The sequence below is a fragment of the Tunturibacter gelidoferens genome (genome assembly GCF_040358255.1).
GTDB classification, from domain to species: domain Bacteria; phylum Acidobacteriota; class Terriglobia; order Terriglobales; family Acidobacteriaceae; genus Edaphobacter; species Edaphobacter gelidiferens.
Map to the genome: position 1 here is coordinate 1,628,933 of NZ_CP132938.1, position 15,953 is coordinate 1,644,885.

Below are 15,953 nucleotides of genomic sequence, written 5' to 3' on the forward strand. Positions count from 1 at the left end.
TGACACTTACCGCATCGTTTCCATATAAATTGCCCCGTTGTGTTTTGAAACGTTTCATTCTCCTGGAGGCCGCCCTTGAGCCGAATCAAAAAGTGTTTCGTTTGGGTAGTGTTTTTTATGACCGTCGTCGCGCCCGCCCTGAGTTTTGGCCAATTCGCCCAGCGTGGCGGCGTCGAAGGGATTGTCACTGATTCGACCGGCGCTGTAGTGCCAGGAACGACGGTTACGCTGCTCGACCTCGAGCAGAAGGCTACGAAGACCGCCATGTCGGATGCGACCGGTCACTATAGTTTTCCTGAAGTCACCGCTGGCACCTACCAGGTCACGGCCTCACACGCTGGCTTTGAAACGACACAATCCGGTGTAATTACGGTGAACCTCGGCCGCAATGCAAGGTATGACCTGCAATTGAAGATCGGCGCTCAGTCGGAACAGGTGACCGTGGATAGCTCTACTGCGGTGATGGAGACAGGTCAGGCGAATCTCAGCACAAACGTAACGGAAAAGCAGTTTGAGCAGTTGCCCCTCAACGGTCGAAACTTTACCTCCGTAGCTGCGCTTTCGCCCGGAATCTCTACCCAGCCGCAGGCAAACCTGAATCCTGGCGGGACCTACTCTGTTGGCGCTCAATTTGCATCCGGCGGAGTCGCCTTCACAACGGGAGGAGTTGTTCAGGGATCGCGCGACAATGGCTTTTACGTAAACGGAGTAAACATCACAGATAATTACGAAACCAGCCTCAGCTATGAGCCCTCGGTTGAAGCACTCAGCACCGGAACCTTGCAGGTAGCAGACTTCTCTGCCGCCAACGGGCACGATTTCTCCACGTTGAGTATGCAAACCAAAGGGGGAACTTCCACATTCCACGGGCAAGCTTACGACTTCATCGAGAACGATGCCCTCAACGCGATCAATCCTTTTACGAAATCATTTGCGGCGTACACCGGCAACAACGACTTCGCAAAGCCCACATTACGCCGAAATCAATTCGGTGGAGGGATAGGGGGGCCGGTGTTTATCCCTAAAATTCTCGAAGGTCTCAGGAATAAGGCATTCTTCTTCGCCAACTACGAAAACTTCATTGAGAGTGATGGGGCTCAGCCGGTCTATCAAAGCGTACCGTCCGCCGCAGAGCGCACGGGGGACTTCAGCGAATTGTTGGGTGGATCGAATCCACTGCAACTGTACAACCCCTTCTTCACGACCTACGACGCGAATGGCTTCAGCAGCCGTCCCGTTATTCCGAACAATCGGCTTGACCAGGCTGTAAGGCCGGATGGCAGCTCGGTTTTTGACCCGGCTTCCAAGGCGCTCATGGCTCTTTATCCATTGCCGAACATCTCAGGAACTCCGAGTTCGCAGCTGAATTACGTCACAACTCAAAAACTCGGGTTTTCGGTCTATCACTTCGACTCCCGTTTCGATCTGAATCTCACAAGCAAAGACAACATCTTCGTCACGTATTCAAAGTCGCACGGCGACAACAACAACTCGGGAAATCTGGCGCCTTCACAACTCTATGTGTCTGATGTCGATGATGGCGCATACCTTGTGACCGTGAACTATGCGCGCGTCTTCACGCCCAACCTGGTAAATGAATTTATCTTCGGCATCGGCGACTCAGCCCTTCAGACCGTAGCTCCCAATCAGATCAGTTATCTGAACAGCGATGCAAATCCGTTCAACCAGGTCTTTCAAAATACTGGTTCCGGAATTACGCGTGGTGTTCTTCAGATGATTGTCGACAACTATGCAAGTCCTGGTTTTAATCAGGTCTTCCGTGCTGAGAATAAGGTCATGCAATTTTCAGACAATGTGAGCTGGAGTAAAGGCAGGCATACGATGACTTTCGGAGGAAATTACTTCCGCAAAAGCGAATATGACTGGGATTTCGCTCGCTTTGTCGAGTTTCAGCAGAAGTTTAGCACCGGTGGAAGCCTTCAAAACTACGAGGGGGGCGACGCCATGGCTGATCTGGCCATGGGCCTGCCGGAAACGATCCACCAGCGTTACGACTTTCAAGGTGGCGACGCTACGTCGCCGGAGTTGGACGTAACATTTCCGTACTGGGGTTTTTATGCGAACGACAAGTTTGCGGTGACCCCACGTCTAACCCTAACCGTTGGTCTCCGCTACGATCTCTCGATCCCACTCTATGCAAACAACAACCTGTGCTGTGCGATCTACCAGCCAACAACGGACGGTGGCGTGCTCAAGCTTCCCGGAATCGCACAAGGTGTGCCGCAGCATTATCTGTCGGCAACCAAAAAGGATTTTGCTCCTCGAGTTAGTTTTGCCTACAACCTGGATAAGAACACGGTACTGCGGGCAGGCTATGCGATCTTCTATGACGTTGGTGCAACGCAGATTTCAACTGAGGTCGGCAACGCGTTGAATGGCGTCCCAGGCTACTTCAGCGGCGACGAGATCACGAACGTTACAAAGGGCGCTCCAAGTGATACTCCCGTCCTGGGACTCTCGAACATCTTCCAGACTCCTCCACCGCTCGTTCCTGGCAACTATCCAGTAAGTACCGGCCCGGGTCAGGGATATTTTGGCGACGGGTACTATTCGACGGCGTACTACTACGATCAGAAGTCGACCCCACTGCCCTACTATCAACGCTTCATGCTGGATGTCCAGCATGAAATCACGCCCCGCGACTCGTTCACACTCTCTTACCTGGGGTCACAGGGACGAAAGGGTTCTAACTACATCAACGAGAACCTGCCTGCTTACCAAACAAATTGGCCGACTAAGAATGCCTACAACAATGCTCGTCCGAATAATCTGGGCCGCTTCGGCGACATCTACGTGCAGCGACCGAACTTGAACGCTTTTTACAACGCAGCCGTCGCTCAGTTCCAACATCAGTTCACTCATGGACTCCAGTTCCTGAGCAACTACACCTGGGGCAAGACCGTCTCTGACTATCCCTACGTCAACACGCTTGCGGCAAACGGAGAAGGCGGGTTCAATGGCTTCCAGGACCCACATATCTATAACCGGGGTGAGAGTACTTTGTCCCACCGCCACCGCTTTGTCTACAGCGGCATCTGGTCACCGACTTATGGCCAATCTTGGAACCGCGTCGCACGGGAAGCATTGACCGACTGGAGAGCTTCATTCATCGGCACGATCGAGTCCGGGGAGGCGCTTACGATCATCAATGACGCGACCAGCGCACTTGACTATGCAGGTACAGACGAGCTGTTTGTCAACGGCGATCCAAACCTCTCTCACGGTTCAAAGAACTTTCTGAACCAGTTCAATACAGCGGCGTTTACGATTCCAGTAACCGGCGTTCGTGGTAACTCCGGGCTTGGTACGATCCGTGGTCCGGGCCAAAATAATCTCGATCTATCTCTCGCCAAGACGTTTCCGATCTTCGAACGCTTCCATGCTGAATTTCGTGCCGACGCTTATAACGCTCTGAATCACACGCAGTGGAACGGCGCTCAGACTTACCAGACAAAGACCGGGACCAGAAGCGGCATTCCTTTCGGTGCAGCAACAAATGCTCGCGAAGCACGTATTCTGCAATTGGCTGTAAAGCTGGCTTTCTAACTGATGGCCTTGAAACTATTTCTAAGGTCGGATCCTTTCACCGATTGGAGACGCAGTGTATCAACCAGAAATCTATGCAAGCACGCTGATCTTCATGCTCATCAGCATGAGCTGCTGGGGCTCTTGGGCAAACACCATGAAGTTGTGCCCAGGCTATCGGTTTCAGCTCTTCTACTGGGACTACGTCATTGGGCTCCTGTTTGGAGCGATCCTCTGGGGTTTCACTCTTGGCAGCACGGGATCAGAAGGGGTGTCTTTTGTCGCCGATCTTACGAAGGTTCACCCCTACCATCTCGGCATGGCACTCTTGGGTGGGGTGATCTTTAATCTCGCGAACCTGCTGTTGGTTGCGGCGATCGATGTAGCCGGCTTGGCCGTGGCCTTTCCTATTGGAATCGGTCTGGCTTTGGTCATAGGGGCGATTAGCAACTACGTTATCAATCCAGCAGGCAATCCTTTGTTGTTGTTTGGAGGCATCGCGTTGGTGGTTGCCGCAATTGTTATGGATGCGTTGGCATATCGTCTTCGGGAAAAAGAAAGACGAAACGCCGGCAGCAAAGGCATTTTGCTGAGCCTGCTTTCGGGCGTCTTGATGGGAAGTTTTTACCCCTTCGTTTCGAAGGCGATGTTTACTTCTGGGGCATCGGGGCCGTATGCCGTGGCATTCCTGTTTGTCATCGGGGTAGCTCTTTGTGCCCTTCCCGCAAACTATCTGCTTATGCGCAAGCCAATTGATGGGCAAACTCCCGTCGATTTTTCAGGCTATGTTGCAGCTCCTAAACGCTGGCATCTCTGGGGAGCTATCGGTGGCATGGTTTGGTGTACAGGCGCTGTTTTCAATTTTGTAGCGGCGCGGACACACTTCGTCGGTCCTGCAGTCTCCTATTCCATCGGCCAGGGCGCGACGATGGTGTCGGCAGGTTGGGGTGTCTTTGTGTGGCGCGAGTTCGCAGGCACAACCAGTCGGATCAAGCTACTGCTAACGTTCATGTTCATCTTTTTTCTTTTAGGCCTTTGTGCAATCGCCGCCGCTCCGCTCTTTGCTGGTCACTAGCCGCTTCTGGAGAAACTTATGCATAATGACCTGCGACCTATCGTCGTTGTAGGCAGTATCAACATGGATCTGGTGTCGAGCGTGCCCCGTATACCACGCGCAGGAGAGACCATCTTTGGACATGATTTTCAAACTCATGCCGGTGGGAAGGGTGCCAACCAGGCAGTCGGCGTGGCGCGACTCGAATATCCCGTGAAGATGCTGGGCATGGTTGGCAGAGACGCGTTCGGAGACCAGTTGCGACTGCAGCTCAAGAGAGAGGGCGTGGACATCACGGAGGTGAGCGAGGTCAATGCCGCGACTGGAACAGCAACCATTCTCGTTGATGATGCGGGTGAAAATAGCATCGTCGTCTCGCCGGGAGCCAACCTCCATCTGACTCCCGACGTCTTGCGGAGCAGAAAAGAGATATTCCGACACGCGGGGGTGGTTCTTGCACAACTTGAAATTCCACTTGAAACGGTTCAGTGCCTGGCGGAGATGTGCTCCGAATTGAACCTGCCACTCATCCTGGATCCGGCACCGGCGCAGGCGCTGCCAAACGGAGAACTTAGAGGAGTGACCTGGCTCACGCCCAATGAAACAGAAGCTCAGTTCTACACCAATGGCGCATCCTCTGAAGAGGGGGTGATGGCCATGCTCTTGCAACTGGGAGCGAAGGGCATCATATTAAAGCGCGGCGCGTTGGGAGCCGTTCTCTTTGGCGAAGATCGTTCGTTGCATCGAATCCCGGCACCCAAAGTGCAAGCTGTGGATACGACGGCAGCTGGAGACGCTTTCAACGCAGCGTTTGCGGTCGGCTTGATGAACGGTGACACCCCTGTAGAAAGCGCACGGTTTGCTACAGTTGCCGCTGCCCTGTCTGTCACACGTTCCGGGGCACAGCCTTCTTTGGCGACTAAAAGAGAAGTGTTGATGGCTTTAGAGCGCTCCATCGACGGACACGTTCAATCAGCCGAAAAAAATCTGTAAACGAAACACGAGGAGCAAACATTGCGATTACTATCCCTAAGCGCCAGACTTGTTGCGGCAGGCCTTTGTTGCCTCTGTTCTGCCGGACTTAGAGCACAGATTGATTACCCTCATCTCAAACTCAACACCGAAGGTATTTCGGCACCCGGATGCAATGATGTGTCGAAGCTGCTCATTGGGGGGAATCACGGCTGCTCTGCGCAGGAAACTCAGATCTGGTTGGACGAGATGCGTGGCTGGCGCACCAATCGCCAGATTCGCATGGGTTACTCCGGTGATATGTATGACCTGCCAGCGCTCAAATGGACGCAGTCGAGCTTCATACAACCTCAGATGATGATGGAAGATCGGTATTTTTACGATCCAGACTCGGGAAAATACACGGTCGATCGTTACCTGGACGACACGGAGAAACGCTACGGTGGCATCGATTCCGTCCTCATATGGCACACCTACACGAACATAGGCATCGACGACCGGAATCAATACGATCTCATTCGCGATATGCCCGGCGGCATTCCCGCCGTCAAACAAATGGTGTCGGACTTCCATCGCCGCGGAGTGAAGGTCTTCTTTCCAGTGATGGTGTGGGACCAGGGAACCCGAGACGAAGAAAAACCGAACTGGACAGCTACTGCGGAGATGATGAAAGAGATCGGGGCAGACGGCGTAAACGGCGACACCATGGACGGTATCCCAAAAGCATTTAGCGACGCCGCTCTTAAAATTAATCACCCCCTGGCGCTCGAACCGGAAGCATTCCCCGGGCATGACGAGATGCTTGCGTGGAACACAATGTCATGGGGTTATTGGACCTACCCCTATGCGCCGGATGTAAGTCGCAGTAAGTGGCTCGAGCCGCGCGCGATGGTAAACGTCAGCGCACGATGGAGTCACAGCAAAACAGAATATCTCCAGGCAGCCTTCTTCAACGGGGTCGGATTCGAGAGTTGGGAGAATGTCTGGGGAATATGGAACGGCATTACGCCTCGTGATGGCGAAGCGATTCGGCGGATGGCAACCATGGAGCGCGGCCTCGCACCTTTTCTGGTCAGCAAGGATTGGCAGCCCTACTACACCACCGAGTCGCGCGGTCTGTTCGCAAGTTACTGGCCTCTGAACTCAGAAGCCGTTTGGACACTCGTCAATCGCAGCGATTATGTGATGCAGGGCGAACTATTGCGTGTCAAGAGTGCTCCTGCCGGATCAAAGTTCTTCGATGTCTACCACGGTGTTGAACTGACTCCACGCATGGACGGCCAGGACGCACTGCTCTCGTTTACGGTCGAACCAAACGGTTACGGAGCGATTCTTCAGGTGCCTGGTGCCTTATCCGCTGCACAACAGACTCTCCTGACGAAGATGCGAAGCATCACGCAAAAGCCGCTCGAGAGCTACAGTGCTGAGTGGAACTTTATACCGCAAACATTGGTGGAGATCCCAACGACGAAAGCTACATCGCAAGCTCTTGAAGGCATGACGAAAATTCCTGCGGCTACATACCGATTCCGCGTGAACGGGATTGAAATCGAAGGACGTGACGATGTTGGCGTCGACTTTCAGTACCCTTGGGAGCCGTCACCTCGCCGCTACCACGATCACATCGTAAACATCGACACATTCTGGATGGATACGAACCTGGTCACAAACGAGCAATTCAAGAAATTCATTGATGCCACGCACTACAAACCTAAGGATGCCAAAAATTTTCTTCGTGACTGGAAAGGTGACACTTATCCCGTTAGCTGGGCAGACAAGCCCGTCACCTGGGTCTCTCTCGAAGATGCACGCGCATACGCTAAGTGGGCAGGGAAGCGGCTGCCCCATGAGTGGGAGTGGCAGTACGCCGCCCAAGGAACAGACGACAGAAAGTATCCGTGGGGCAACACATGGAGCGCTGAAGCTGTACCCGTCGTCGATAAGGGCCGAAGGCTAACTTCGCCAGATGCCGTAGGCGCGCATCCGAAGGGCGCGAGCTCTTTTGGTATTCAGGATCTGGTCGGCAACGTATGGCAATGGACCGACGAGTATGAGGATGATCACACGCGTGCGGCTGTGCTTCGCGGCGGCAGCTACTACCAGCCGGGTGGATCGATCTGGTACTTTCCGCAAGCCTACCGCAACGATGAACACGGCAAGTTCTTGCTGATGGCTCCAAGCGAAGACCGTTCAGGCGCAGTAGGTTTCCGGTGTGTCATGGACGCGCAATGAGAATTGTCACGAGCCTGAGCGGCATGGGCCCGAACGCTTTCTTCGGCCAGCCAGCGAAGATGGACGGAATCATCTCTCGACGTATTATCCGAGTATTGATCCGTCTAACTTTGTTATTCCTTGCCGAACTAGCGATGGCAGGCGAGATGCGCGCGCTCGCCGCTCAGCCTGCTATCTTTCCGTTCACACACAACGGATACAGCCGTCCCTACCTCGTCTATAAGCCTGAGCATCTTCCTCCGCACCCTGCGGTGGTCTTCATGCTGGGCGGTACAGGCAGCTCTGCTAGACAGAACTCCGAAGAGTTCGGCTGGCAAACCGAAGCGGACCTCAACAACTTCTTAGTTGTCTTCCCCGAGCTGCTGCCTCGCCAACCCGATCAACCTTTTGCAAAGCAAACCAACACCACATTCTGGGACATGCAGGGTTCTCGCACCCATCTCCCTCCAGCCGGCATGCTTCCAGTCGATGACGACGGTTATCTCATGGCCGTTCTTCGGGACGTCCTGCACAGTAATTCAGCCGACCCTAAACGTATCTACTTCGCTGGTTTTTCCAGTGGATCCGGAATGGTCCAATTGCTCGCCGCCCGACACTCCAAATCCATCACTGCGATCGTGGCCGTCGCGACTCCGCTCATGGAGCCCCCGGTGAAGCTGGCTCATTCGATGCCCGTCCTCTACATTCACGGCGACAACGACGAACAGTTCTCTGGCTTTGAGGTCAACAGTCCCAACTTCGCGACCACCCCGCACGGCAACTGGGTTACGTGGGGTTATCTCAACGGCTGTCAAGTGCAGCGAGCGGAAAAGACTGCCTGGGGAGTCCAGCTATCCTGGCAGGGTTGCAGGGACCATGTATCAGTCATCGCCGACTTCATCGCCGGCTTCGGCCACGAGTGGCTGGGAAGTAAGAGTTCAACCTTGAATCAAGCCACCCGTCCCACCGAGCCGCTTGATTTCACCCAGATGGCATGGCAATTTTTCGCGAACGCCCATTCAAAATAAAACATGCCGCAGCAACTCCGAGGTGCTGCCAATAACTAAGCGGGCGAAGATGCCTGTGCTTTTGCTGAATCTGCCTCCCGCGGCTGCGATCGAATATTCGAAGTCCAACCCATTGACAAGCAGGACGGCCGTCGGAGACGGCGATGCATTGGGGGGGGCGGACTGAACGCAAATCCTTAGCGCTGTGTTTGTTTCACGTCCACACCCTGGCATTGGTCAGCGGTTCAACTCCGCTCATCGGCTCCATTTAAACTCCCTAAAATGAATACTTACAAGGACTCTGGTCATATATGCCCGACCGGTGTGGTGTGAGTAGAGTGCGCTCCCAAATGTGTGGCGTTGCCTTCGAGGCAGACGGGAGGGCATGGACAAGTATTCAGATTTCTGACCGGGCATCTATAGGGTCGCAAACCCATCCTGCCGATAAATTTAAAAAGTCGCCATTAGTTCCGAGCATGGGAGGTCTGCGCGTCTCTGGGGAACCGCCATTCGACGACCGCCTAGCTCTGGCTGTGCTGTGCATAGGCTCGTGCCTTGATCTCCAAGGGTTGAGATGTTTGAGCATGTCTCCCAATACATACAAGTCGCGGCTTTGGTCTTCAATCAGGTCGTCATAGTGGATTGGCCTGCAAGACCGGTGATTGATGACGAGACGGCGTTTTCTACATGAGAAAGGCCAATGATCCCTTGCCGGGCGACGCAGCCGCTGGAGTTGAAATATGCAACGGTACTTGAATCAATGCTATAAACACTGCACCTAGCTTTGTCCACGTTATGGGTCCCTGCATTTTCCAGGTTGTAGGGAGTCGGCGGATCGAGTTTTGGCAGTAGTTCTTCGGGTTGTGGGCCCTTGTATCTCAATTCAATTAGATAACAGTCAAATCAACGAGGAGAGGGTATGTCAAACCTTAATAAATGGACCACTCAACATATTGTGAAGAAATGTAACGGAGATGGACTGTGCGGGGCTTATCCGGATTGGGGGATGCACCCATCCTGGATCGCGGGGGTTGAGGGGTTGGACGCTTACAACCGATGGGTTTGCGAGGTTGTGATTCCGATCGTGTTTCAGTGGATCGACGAGCACAAAAAAGAAGTCTACGAAGGCGTGTCAGATGAGCATAAAGATGATGTCGGCGTCGTGATTGCTTCGGCGTTCGAGATCGTGAAGAAGATGTCGAGTTACACGAATGGATTGATAAAGGCTGAGGAGTTTGAGGAAGCCCTAGAGAAGGAAGAGGTGGATCTCAAGACGATCAACCCGGTATGGACCGACATTGCGAAGAAGGTGAGAGAGGGAACAGAGAAAGTTTTTGACGAGAAAAGGAATGTGCTTAAGGATACGATTCGGCGAGCCGACGATAGCTCGTCGGGCAGCTCGTAGCTAGATACTTTGAGTGTCTGCCGCGATGCCGGTCGATTCTTTGCTGATGGGTACGCGGACCAGGGTGACGACGGTGATGTCGTCATCCTGGCCAAAACGTACCGCGGCTTCTGCTGCTCGGGCGGCGTCTGGGAGTGTTGCGAAGAGCTCGCTTATCCGCTCAAAGCCGTAGAGTTCCCCGGTCTTGCTGCGGGCTTCGAGCAATCCATCGGTGTAGAGCGCGAGGTGATCGTTAATCTGCAGGCGTAAGCGACTCTCTTCGTAGGTGACGGCTGGAAAGAGGCCGAGCGGGAACGAGCCGGGAATGGCTAACTCTCGATCGTTGAGGTAGGGAGGTGGGTGCCCGGCGCTGGCCAGAGTGCAGTTGCCGTCAGGGTCGATGCGCAGGGTCACACAGGTGGCAAAACCGCCTTGCATTCGACCACACAATCGCCGGTTCAACTCGGTCAACAATTGAGCGGGGCTATGCGTGTTTTCTACCAGGACGCGCACCAGTCCGACGATGAGTGATACCGCGATGGCAGCTTTGATGCCTTTGCCGCTGACATCGCCAAGAATGACGAGTGTGAAATCGCCGTCGAGGGGAATGATCTGGAAGAAGTCTCCGCCAACTTCAAGCGCAGGACAATAGGCGCTGGTAACGGCGAAGCCGGGTATCGACGGGAAACTTTCGGGGATGAGCACCTGTTGGAGCTCGCGGGCGCTGCTCATCTCCTGCTCGAGAAGGCTCCTACGACGGCGGTCGTCCACGGAGGTGCGATAGACCGTGTAGAGCAGTGCGAGGAGCAGGAAGATTCCGGTGAGCGTCGGCAGCGATACTGCACTGCCATAGATGTGGAAGATGGGCTCGCGCAGTTTGTCGGCTAGGGTCCAGTGCGTGAAGCGCCTTCCCTGGGGAGCTAACCCCTGCACAACCTGCATCATGCCCGAGAGAAATGCCGCGATGACAAGCAGCCTGCGGGCCAAATCCAATCGGCGTCGCTGTTTGACGGCGAGGGCGACCAGTGCCAGAGGTACCGTCGCGGTGATGAAGTAGATGCCGGTGAGCAGCGCGTCCGCAATTTGAATGAGCCAGAACCATCCCACGCTCGCGTCCACCAGCGACAGAAGACCATCGAGAATACTGACGGACAAGCTGACAATGGCGAAGCGACGGACCAGACGGATTAAGGACTGGTTGTCGTCAAGGCGCAGAAGCCAGAGCAGCAGAAACCAAAGGGAGATGTCGCGAATGGAGGAGACAGGCGGTCCTAATGCGTTTGATACACCTACTGGCCAGGCGATGCGCATCCCGTAGAGAACCATTCGAATGAGCGGGCTGAGGGCGAACCCGGTCATCCACAAGAGCGTCCGCTGCTGCCGATCTCGAAGCCAGGAGAATAGGCCGAGCAGACCGGCGATTCCGTAGAGCAGGTATTCGCTGAAAGAGAATTGATTGGCACGGAGCCACTGGTAGTCCAACGTGGTTTTATAAGCGGCGAGAGGTTCGGGATAACCGACAACTGGGGACCCCTCGAAGCCGCCGGATCGTCCGGAATCTTCGGAAAGAAGAGGCGCTTTCCAGACGCGAACGGCAAGGGTGCCATGAAATGGGTGCTCGAGTCTTGGTTCGAATTCGGGAGCGCCCGGACCGAGGGGGTAGATGATCGGTGCATCTGAGGATCGGTACCAGATGGGATAGGAAGGAAACTTTCCGCTGCGGCCGATGGAGTCGCCGTTCCAGAAGATCTCGTACACATCGTCCAGGTGGGGCACGAGGAGGGCGAAGTTGGTTTGATTTCCTGGCGCTGAGTCTAATGACAGGTGCAGGCGGTACCAGGCATAGCCGGTGTAACTGGGGTGTCCCTGCTCGCCCCAAGGCCTTTCTGCTGTTAGTTTTTCCCATCGAGAGTCGTCGAAGGAGGGCGAGGCCCAGTTGGGATCGTCTCCCAGATGGAATTGCCAGGGACCATCGAGCGGTGCGACGGCTTTCCCTAGACCTTCGATCCTCATTCCAGATTCGGATGAGGGCGGTGGCGCAGCAAGCTCTTGTCCCGAAGCGAGCCCCGGCAAAGATGCAAGTAGGGAGGAGACGTAAAGCAGGAGTGCGGGCAGGCAGCACGAATGCGTTAGACGCCAGGCAAGCCGAAGCATGTGGCCAGCATACGCCGGGTATCCGACTCTGAGGTATCGAAAGCGTCCGGAGCTTGCAGTATCCCAGAGTCTCGTGTTTTCACGAACTGTATTTCGCGTAAGAACGCACTTGATTTTTATTACAAATCGCGATATAAATATTGCGATTTGTAATAGCATGAAACTCAGTGACAAAATTCGTTATCTTCGTGAGGTCGAGGGCAACCTCCGCGGTCTCAACCGCGCCATGACTCAGCAGGAGCTGGTCCGTGCGATTCAACAGGAAAATGGCACGGGCAAGAAGGCAAGCAAAGCGACGATCAGCCAGTCGTATCTGTCCCAGATTGAGAGTGGAGCGCGCCCGCATCTGACGAATACGACGCGGCTGCTGCTGGCGAAGTTCTTCAAGGTTCATCCCGGCTATCTGGTCGACGATCCCGAGGGCTACCACTCTGAGTTGATCTCCGACCTACGGACCGCCGAAGACAAGCTCGATCTCTGGCTGGTCGGCGGCGCGGAACGTTTCCGTCGTGATCCCGCACTCTGTCAGGCTCTGCTCGCGCTGGCTAACCATAGCGATTCACGGCGCTGCTTTCTTCTAATCGAAAGCATTCTTGATACGCCCACGCTACTGGACCGCCTCTTTCAGGTTCTTCGTCCTGAAAGTTCCTCGCTGATGGCTGTACCAACTCAACCAGCTCCCAAAAAAGCTGCGAAACGGAGCACCAAATAATATGGACTCCTTCTATCTCATCTGTTTCTGTGTCGGTCTGATTCTCAGCCTGATCTCTGTCTTTGGAGGCTTCGCCCATCTGCACGTCGGCCGCTTTCACATTGGCCATGCGGCTCACGGCCACGCGGCACCCGGCGGAGCGCATCGTGGATCCGGAATCTCGGCAGTGAACGGCTTCACGATCACAGTTTTTCTCTGTTGGTTTGGTGGAGCTGGGTATCTACTGCACCACTCCAGCATATTTGGAGGCGCTCTGGTCTTGCTAATCGCCTTGATAAGCGGTGTCGCTGGAGCCGCGCTCATCTGGGCTGTTCTCTTTAAATTGCTTCTTCCTCGCGAGCGTGTTTTGACACCGGAAGAGACGGAGATGGCCGGCGTACTCGCTCAGGTCAGTGACTCAATTCGTGACGGCAACGGCATCGGCGAAATCATCTTTTCGCAGGCCGGGGCTCGTCGTGCTGCTGCTGCCCGGAGCGAAGACGGCAGCGCGATCGAGCGTGGCGCGGAGGTTGTTGTGATTCGTTATGACCGTGGTGTGGCGTACGTTCGCCGGTGGGAGGAACTCACAAACGGGCTGCCATAACACGCCGATTTTTTCGTCACAGGGCGGCCTCACTTGCCGAGGCGCTTCCCCGCCATCTCCCTCGTGAGGCAAGCACATCACACGCTCTCTCGTCCGTCTCGGACAAAGGAACGATATGCCGAACTCGGTCATTATTATTGTTGGTCTGGTAGTTCTCGCCACGCTTGCCTTAGCGCTGCTCATGGCTAAGATGTTTCGCAAAGCTGGTCCTAACGAAGCGATTATTGTCTATGGTTTTCGCGGGCCACGCGTCATCAAAGGCGGCGGTGCGGTGATCTTTCCGGTCGTTGAAAACTCTCGACAGCTTTCGCTGGAGCTGATGAGCTTTGATGTTGCACCGCAACAGGATCTCTATACCAAGCAAGGCGTCGCGGTGACTGTGGAAGCGGTTGCTCAGATCAAAGTCCGTTCGGACAAAGAGTCCATTCTTACCGCGGCTGAACAGTTTCTGACAAAGTCTCCCGACCAGCGTGAAGGTCTTATCCGCCTTGTGATGGAGGGCCATCTGCGGGGCATCATCGGCCAGCTCACCGTCGAGCAGATTGTGAAAGAGCCGGAGATGGTTGCCGAACGGATGCGCTCCACTTGCATGGATGACATGAGCAAGATGGGGCTTGAGGTGATCTCTTTCACGATTCGCGAGGTGCGCGACAAGAACGAGTACATTACCAATATGGGTCGTCCAGATGTCGCTCGCATCCGCCGCGATGCCGAGATCGCGGCAGCGGAGGCTGAGCGTGACACGGCCATTCGCCGCGCCATTGCACTACGCGAGGCGGCAGTAGCGAAGGCCTCAGCCGATCAGGATCGTGTAATCGCAGAGACGGCGTCGCTTGCGAAACAGGCCGAAGCTCAGCGCGACCTTGATATCCAAAAGGCGCAGTTCACCGAGCAGAGCCGTCGTCAGGAGGCTCAGGCCGACAAAGCTTACGAGCTCCAGACCAACGTCATGCAACAGAAGGTTGTTGCGGAGCAGGTTCGGGTGCAACAGGTTGAGAAACAGGAGCAGGTGAAGGTGCAGGAGGCTGAGATCCTGCGTCACGAGAAGGAGCTCATCGCGACGATTCTCAAGGGTTCCGAGATCGAGCGTCAGCGCATCGAGAATATTGCTCAGGCTGATAAAACACGGATCATGATGGAGGCGGAGGGCCGCGCTGCGGCGACTAAACTGCAGGGCGAAGCGGAGGCCAACATCATCTTCCAGAAGGGCGAGGCGGAGGCGAAGGCGATGAACGTCAAGGCCGAAGCCTATCAGGGGTGGACGCAGGCCGCTGTCGTCGACAAACTCATCACGAATATGGCCGATGTTGTCCGTGCCATGGCAGAACCGCTCAGCAAGGTCGACAAGATCACTATTGTTTCGACTGGGAACGATGGGGCGACAGGAGCCAACAAGATCACCGGCGAGATGACTAAGATCGCCGCTCAGGTTCCCGCGCTCTTCGAAGCTCTATCCGGCATGAATATTCATGATTTGATGTCCAACGTCAAAGCGATGAAACCTCGCGATGACGGCAACAGTCCACAGGCATGACGTGTCAGCCGGCGTGGAAAACTCTCTCCGCGCCGGCGCACTACCGCAGTAAAGGAGGACTCCCATGGCACTGCTCGAACGTGTAGGAACACTCTTACGAGCCAACATCAACGACCTCATCGAGAGGGCTGAAGATCCCGAGAAGCTCGCAAAGCAACTTGTTCTCGATATGGAAAACCAGCTTCTCCAGGTCAAGACACAGGTCGCCATCGCCATCGCCGACCAGCACCTTCTGCAGAAAAAACTGAAGGAGCACGAGGATGCCATGAACCAGTGGAATCGCAAAGCCGAACTCGCTGTTCAGAAGCAGCAAGACGATCTGGCCCGCGCTGCACTGGAGCGCAGTTTGAGTAACCAGCGGCTGACGTCGAACTTCGCTCAGCAACTGGAAGATCAGAACGCTGAGACTGAAACTCTTCGCAACGCTTTCAATCGCCTTCAACAAAAGCTGTCCGAGACGCGATCTGCTTGCGAGTTGTTGATCGCCCGGCAGCGTCGAGCCCGCACCGTCGGCAAGGCCAATACGGCTCGCACGATCGCTGCTTCGCATGACCGATCGACCGCCATGAATCGTCTGCGCGCCAGCATTCAGCGCGACGAAGCCAACAATGCCGCCAGCCACATGATCCTTGAAGCTCAGTCGCTCGAAGATCAACTGAACACCCTGGAGAGAGAGGATCAGATCGAGCGCCTCCTCGAAGATCTCAAGAGCCGCCAGCCCAGACTGACGTGATGGCGGGTGTCTTGAAGGTAGGGTTGCTATTTCACAGCGTATTTACTTCGCCATAGAGTGAAC

At 55.0% G+C, this 15,953-nt stretch carries 11 protein-coding genes; 10 read left to right on the forward strand and 1 reads right to left on the reverse strand.

The window, feature by feature from the left end; translation table 11 throughout:
* The first annotated feature begins 75 nt into the window (after nucleotides 1-75).
* The 6 genes from RBB81_RS07485 to RBB81_RS07510 all read left to right on the forward strand — a co-directional run bounded on the left by RBB81_RS07485 (nucleotide 76) and on the right by RBB81_RS07510 (nucleotide 10,195).
* Nucleotides 76-3,567 carry a TonB-dependent receptor gene (locus RBB81_RS07485; RefSeq protein WP_353073243.1) on the forward strand — a complete coding sequence of 1,164 codons (3,492 nt, stop codon included), beginning with the start codon at nucleotides 76-78 and terminating at the stop codon, nucleotides 3,565-3,567.
* A gap of 106 nt (nucleotides 3,568-3,673) precedes the next feature.
* Entirely contained in the window at nucleotides 3,674-4,621 is a 948-nt protein-coding gene (locus tag RBB81_RS07490; RefSeq protein ID WP_353073906.1) for a GRP family sugar transporter, read from the forward strand.
* 63 nt (nucleotides 4,622-4,684) lie between these two features.
* Entirely contained in the window at nucleotides 4,685-5,593 is a 909-nt protein-coding gene (locus RBB81_RS07495) for a ribokinase (protein ID WP_423248051.1), read from the forward strand.
* A 159-nt stretch (nucleotides 5,594-5,752) separates the two neighbouring features.
* A complete protein-coding gene (locus RBB81_RS07500; protein WP_353073245.1) occupies nucleotides 5,753-7,804 on the forward strand; it encodes a formylglycine-generating enzyme family protein in 2,052 nt (683 codons plus the stop codon).
* Nucleotides 7,801-8,811 (forward strand): alpha/beta hydrolase family esterase, encoded by a 1,011-nt coding sequence (locus RBB81_RS07505; RefSeq protein ID WP_353073246.1) that lies wholly within the window; start codon nucleotides 7,801-7,803, stop codon nucleotides 8,809-8,811. The genes RBB81_RS07500 and RBB81_RS07505 overlap by 4 nt, the downstream gene beginning before the upstream one ends.
* Nucleotides 8,812-9,709: 898 nt before the next feature.
* Nucleotides 9,710-10,195, forward strand: coding sequence for a hypothetical protein (locus RBB81_RS07510; protein ID WP_179581367.1), 486 nt, complete (start codon nucleotides 9,710-9,712; stop codon nucleotides 10,193-10,195).
* Here the strand turns inward: RBB81_RS07510 and RBB81_RS07515 are convergent, their stop codons facing one another.
* Nucleotides 10,196-12,187, reverse strand: coding sequence for a PP2C family protein-serine/threonine phosphatase (locus RBB81_RS07515; RefSeq protein ID WP_353073247.1), 1,992 nt, complete (start codon nucleotides 12,185-12,187; stop codon nucleotides 10,196-10,198).
* A gap of 298 nt (nucleotides 12,188-12,485) precedes the next feature.
* Between RBB81_RS07515 and RBB81_RS07520 the strand changes: the two genes are divergently transcribed.
* From RBB81_RS07520 to RBB81_RS07535, 4 genes are all read left to right on the forward strand, one after another.
* On the forward strand, nucleotides 12,486-13,040 hold the full coding sequence (locus RBB81_RS07520) for a helix-turn-helix domain-containing protein (RefSeq protein ID WP_179581369.1): 555 nt from the start codon (nucleotides 12,486-12,488) through the stop codon (nucleotides 13,038-13,040).
* Between the two features lies 1 nt (nucleotide 13,041).
* Entirely contained in the window at nucleotides 13,042-13,623 is a 582-nt protein-coding gene (locus tag RBB81_RS07525) for a hypothetical protein (protein ID WP_179581370.1), read from the forward strand.
* A gap of 115 nt (nucleotides 13,624-13,738) precedes the next feature.
* A complete protein-coding gene (locus tag RBB81_RS07530) occupies nucleotides 13,739-15,157 on the forward strand; it encodes a flotillin family protein (protein WP_353073248.1) in 1,419 nt (472 codons plus the stop codon).
* 64 nt (nucleotides 15,158-15,221) lie between these two features.
* Nucleotides 15,222-15,890: a PspA/IM30 family protein gene (locus RBB81_RS07535; protein ID WP_179581372.1), complete on the forward strand. Its 669-nt coding sequence runs from the start codon at nucleotides 15,222-15,224 to the stop codon at nucleotides 15,888-15,890.
* The last annotated feature ends 63 nt before the right edge of the window (nucleotides 15,891-15,953 follow it).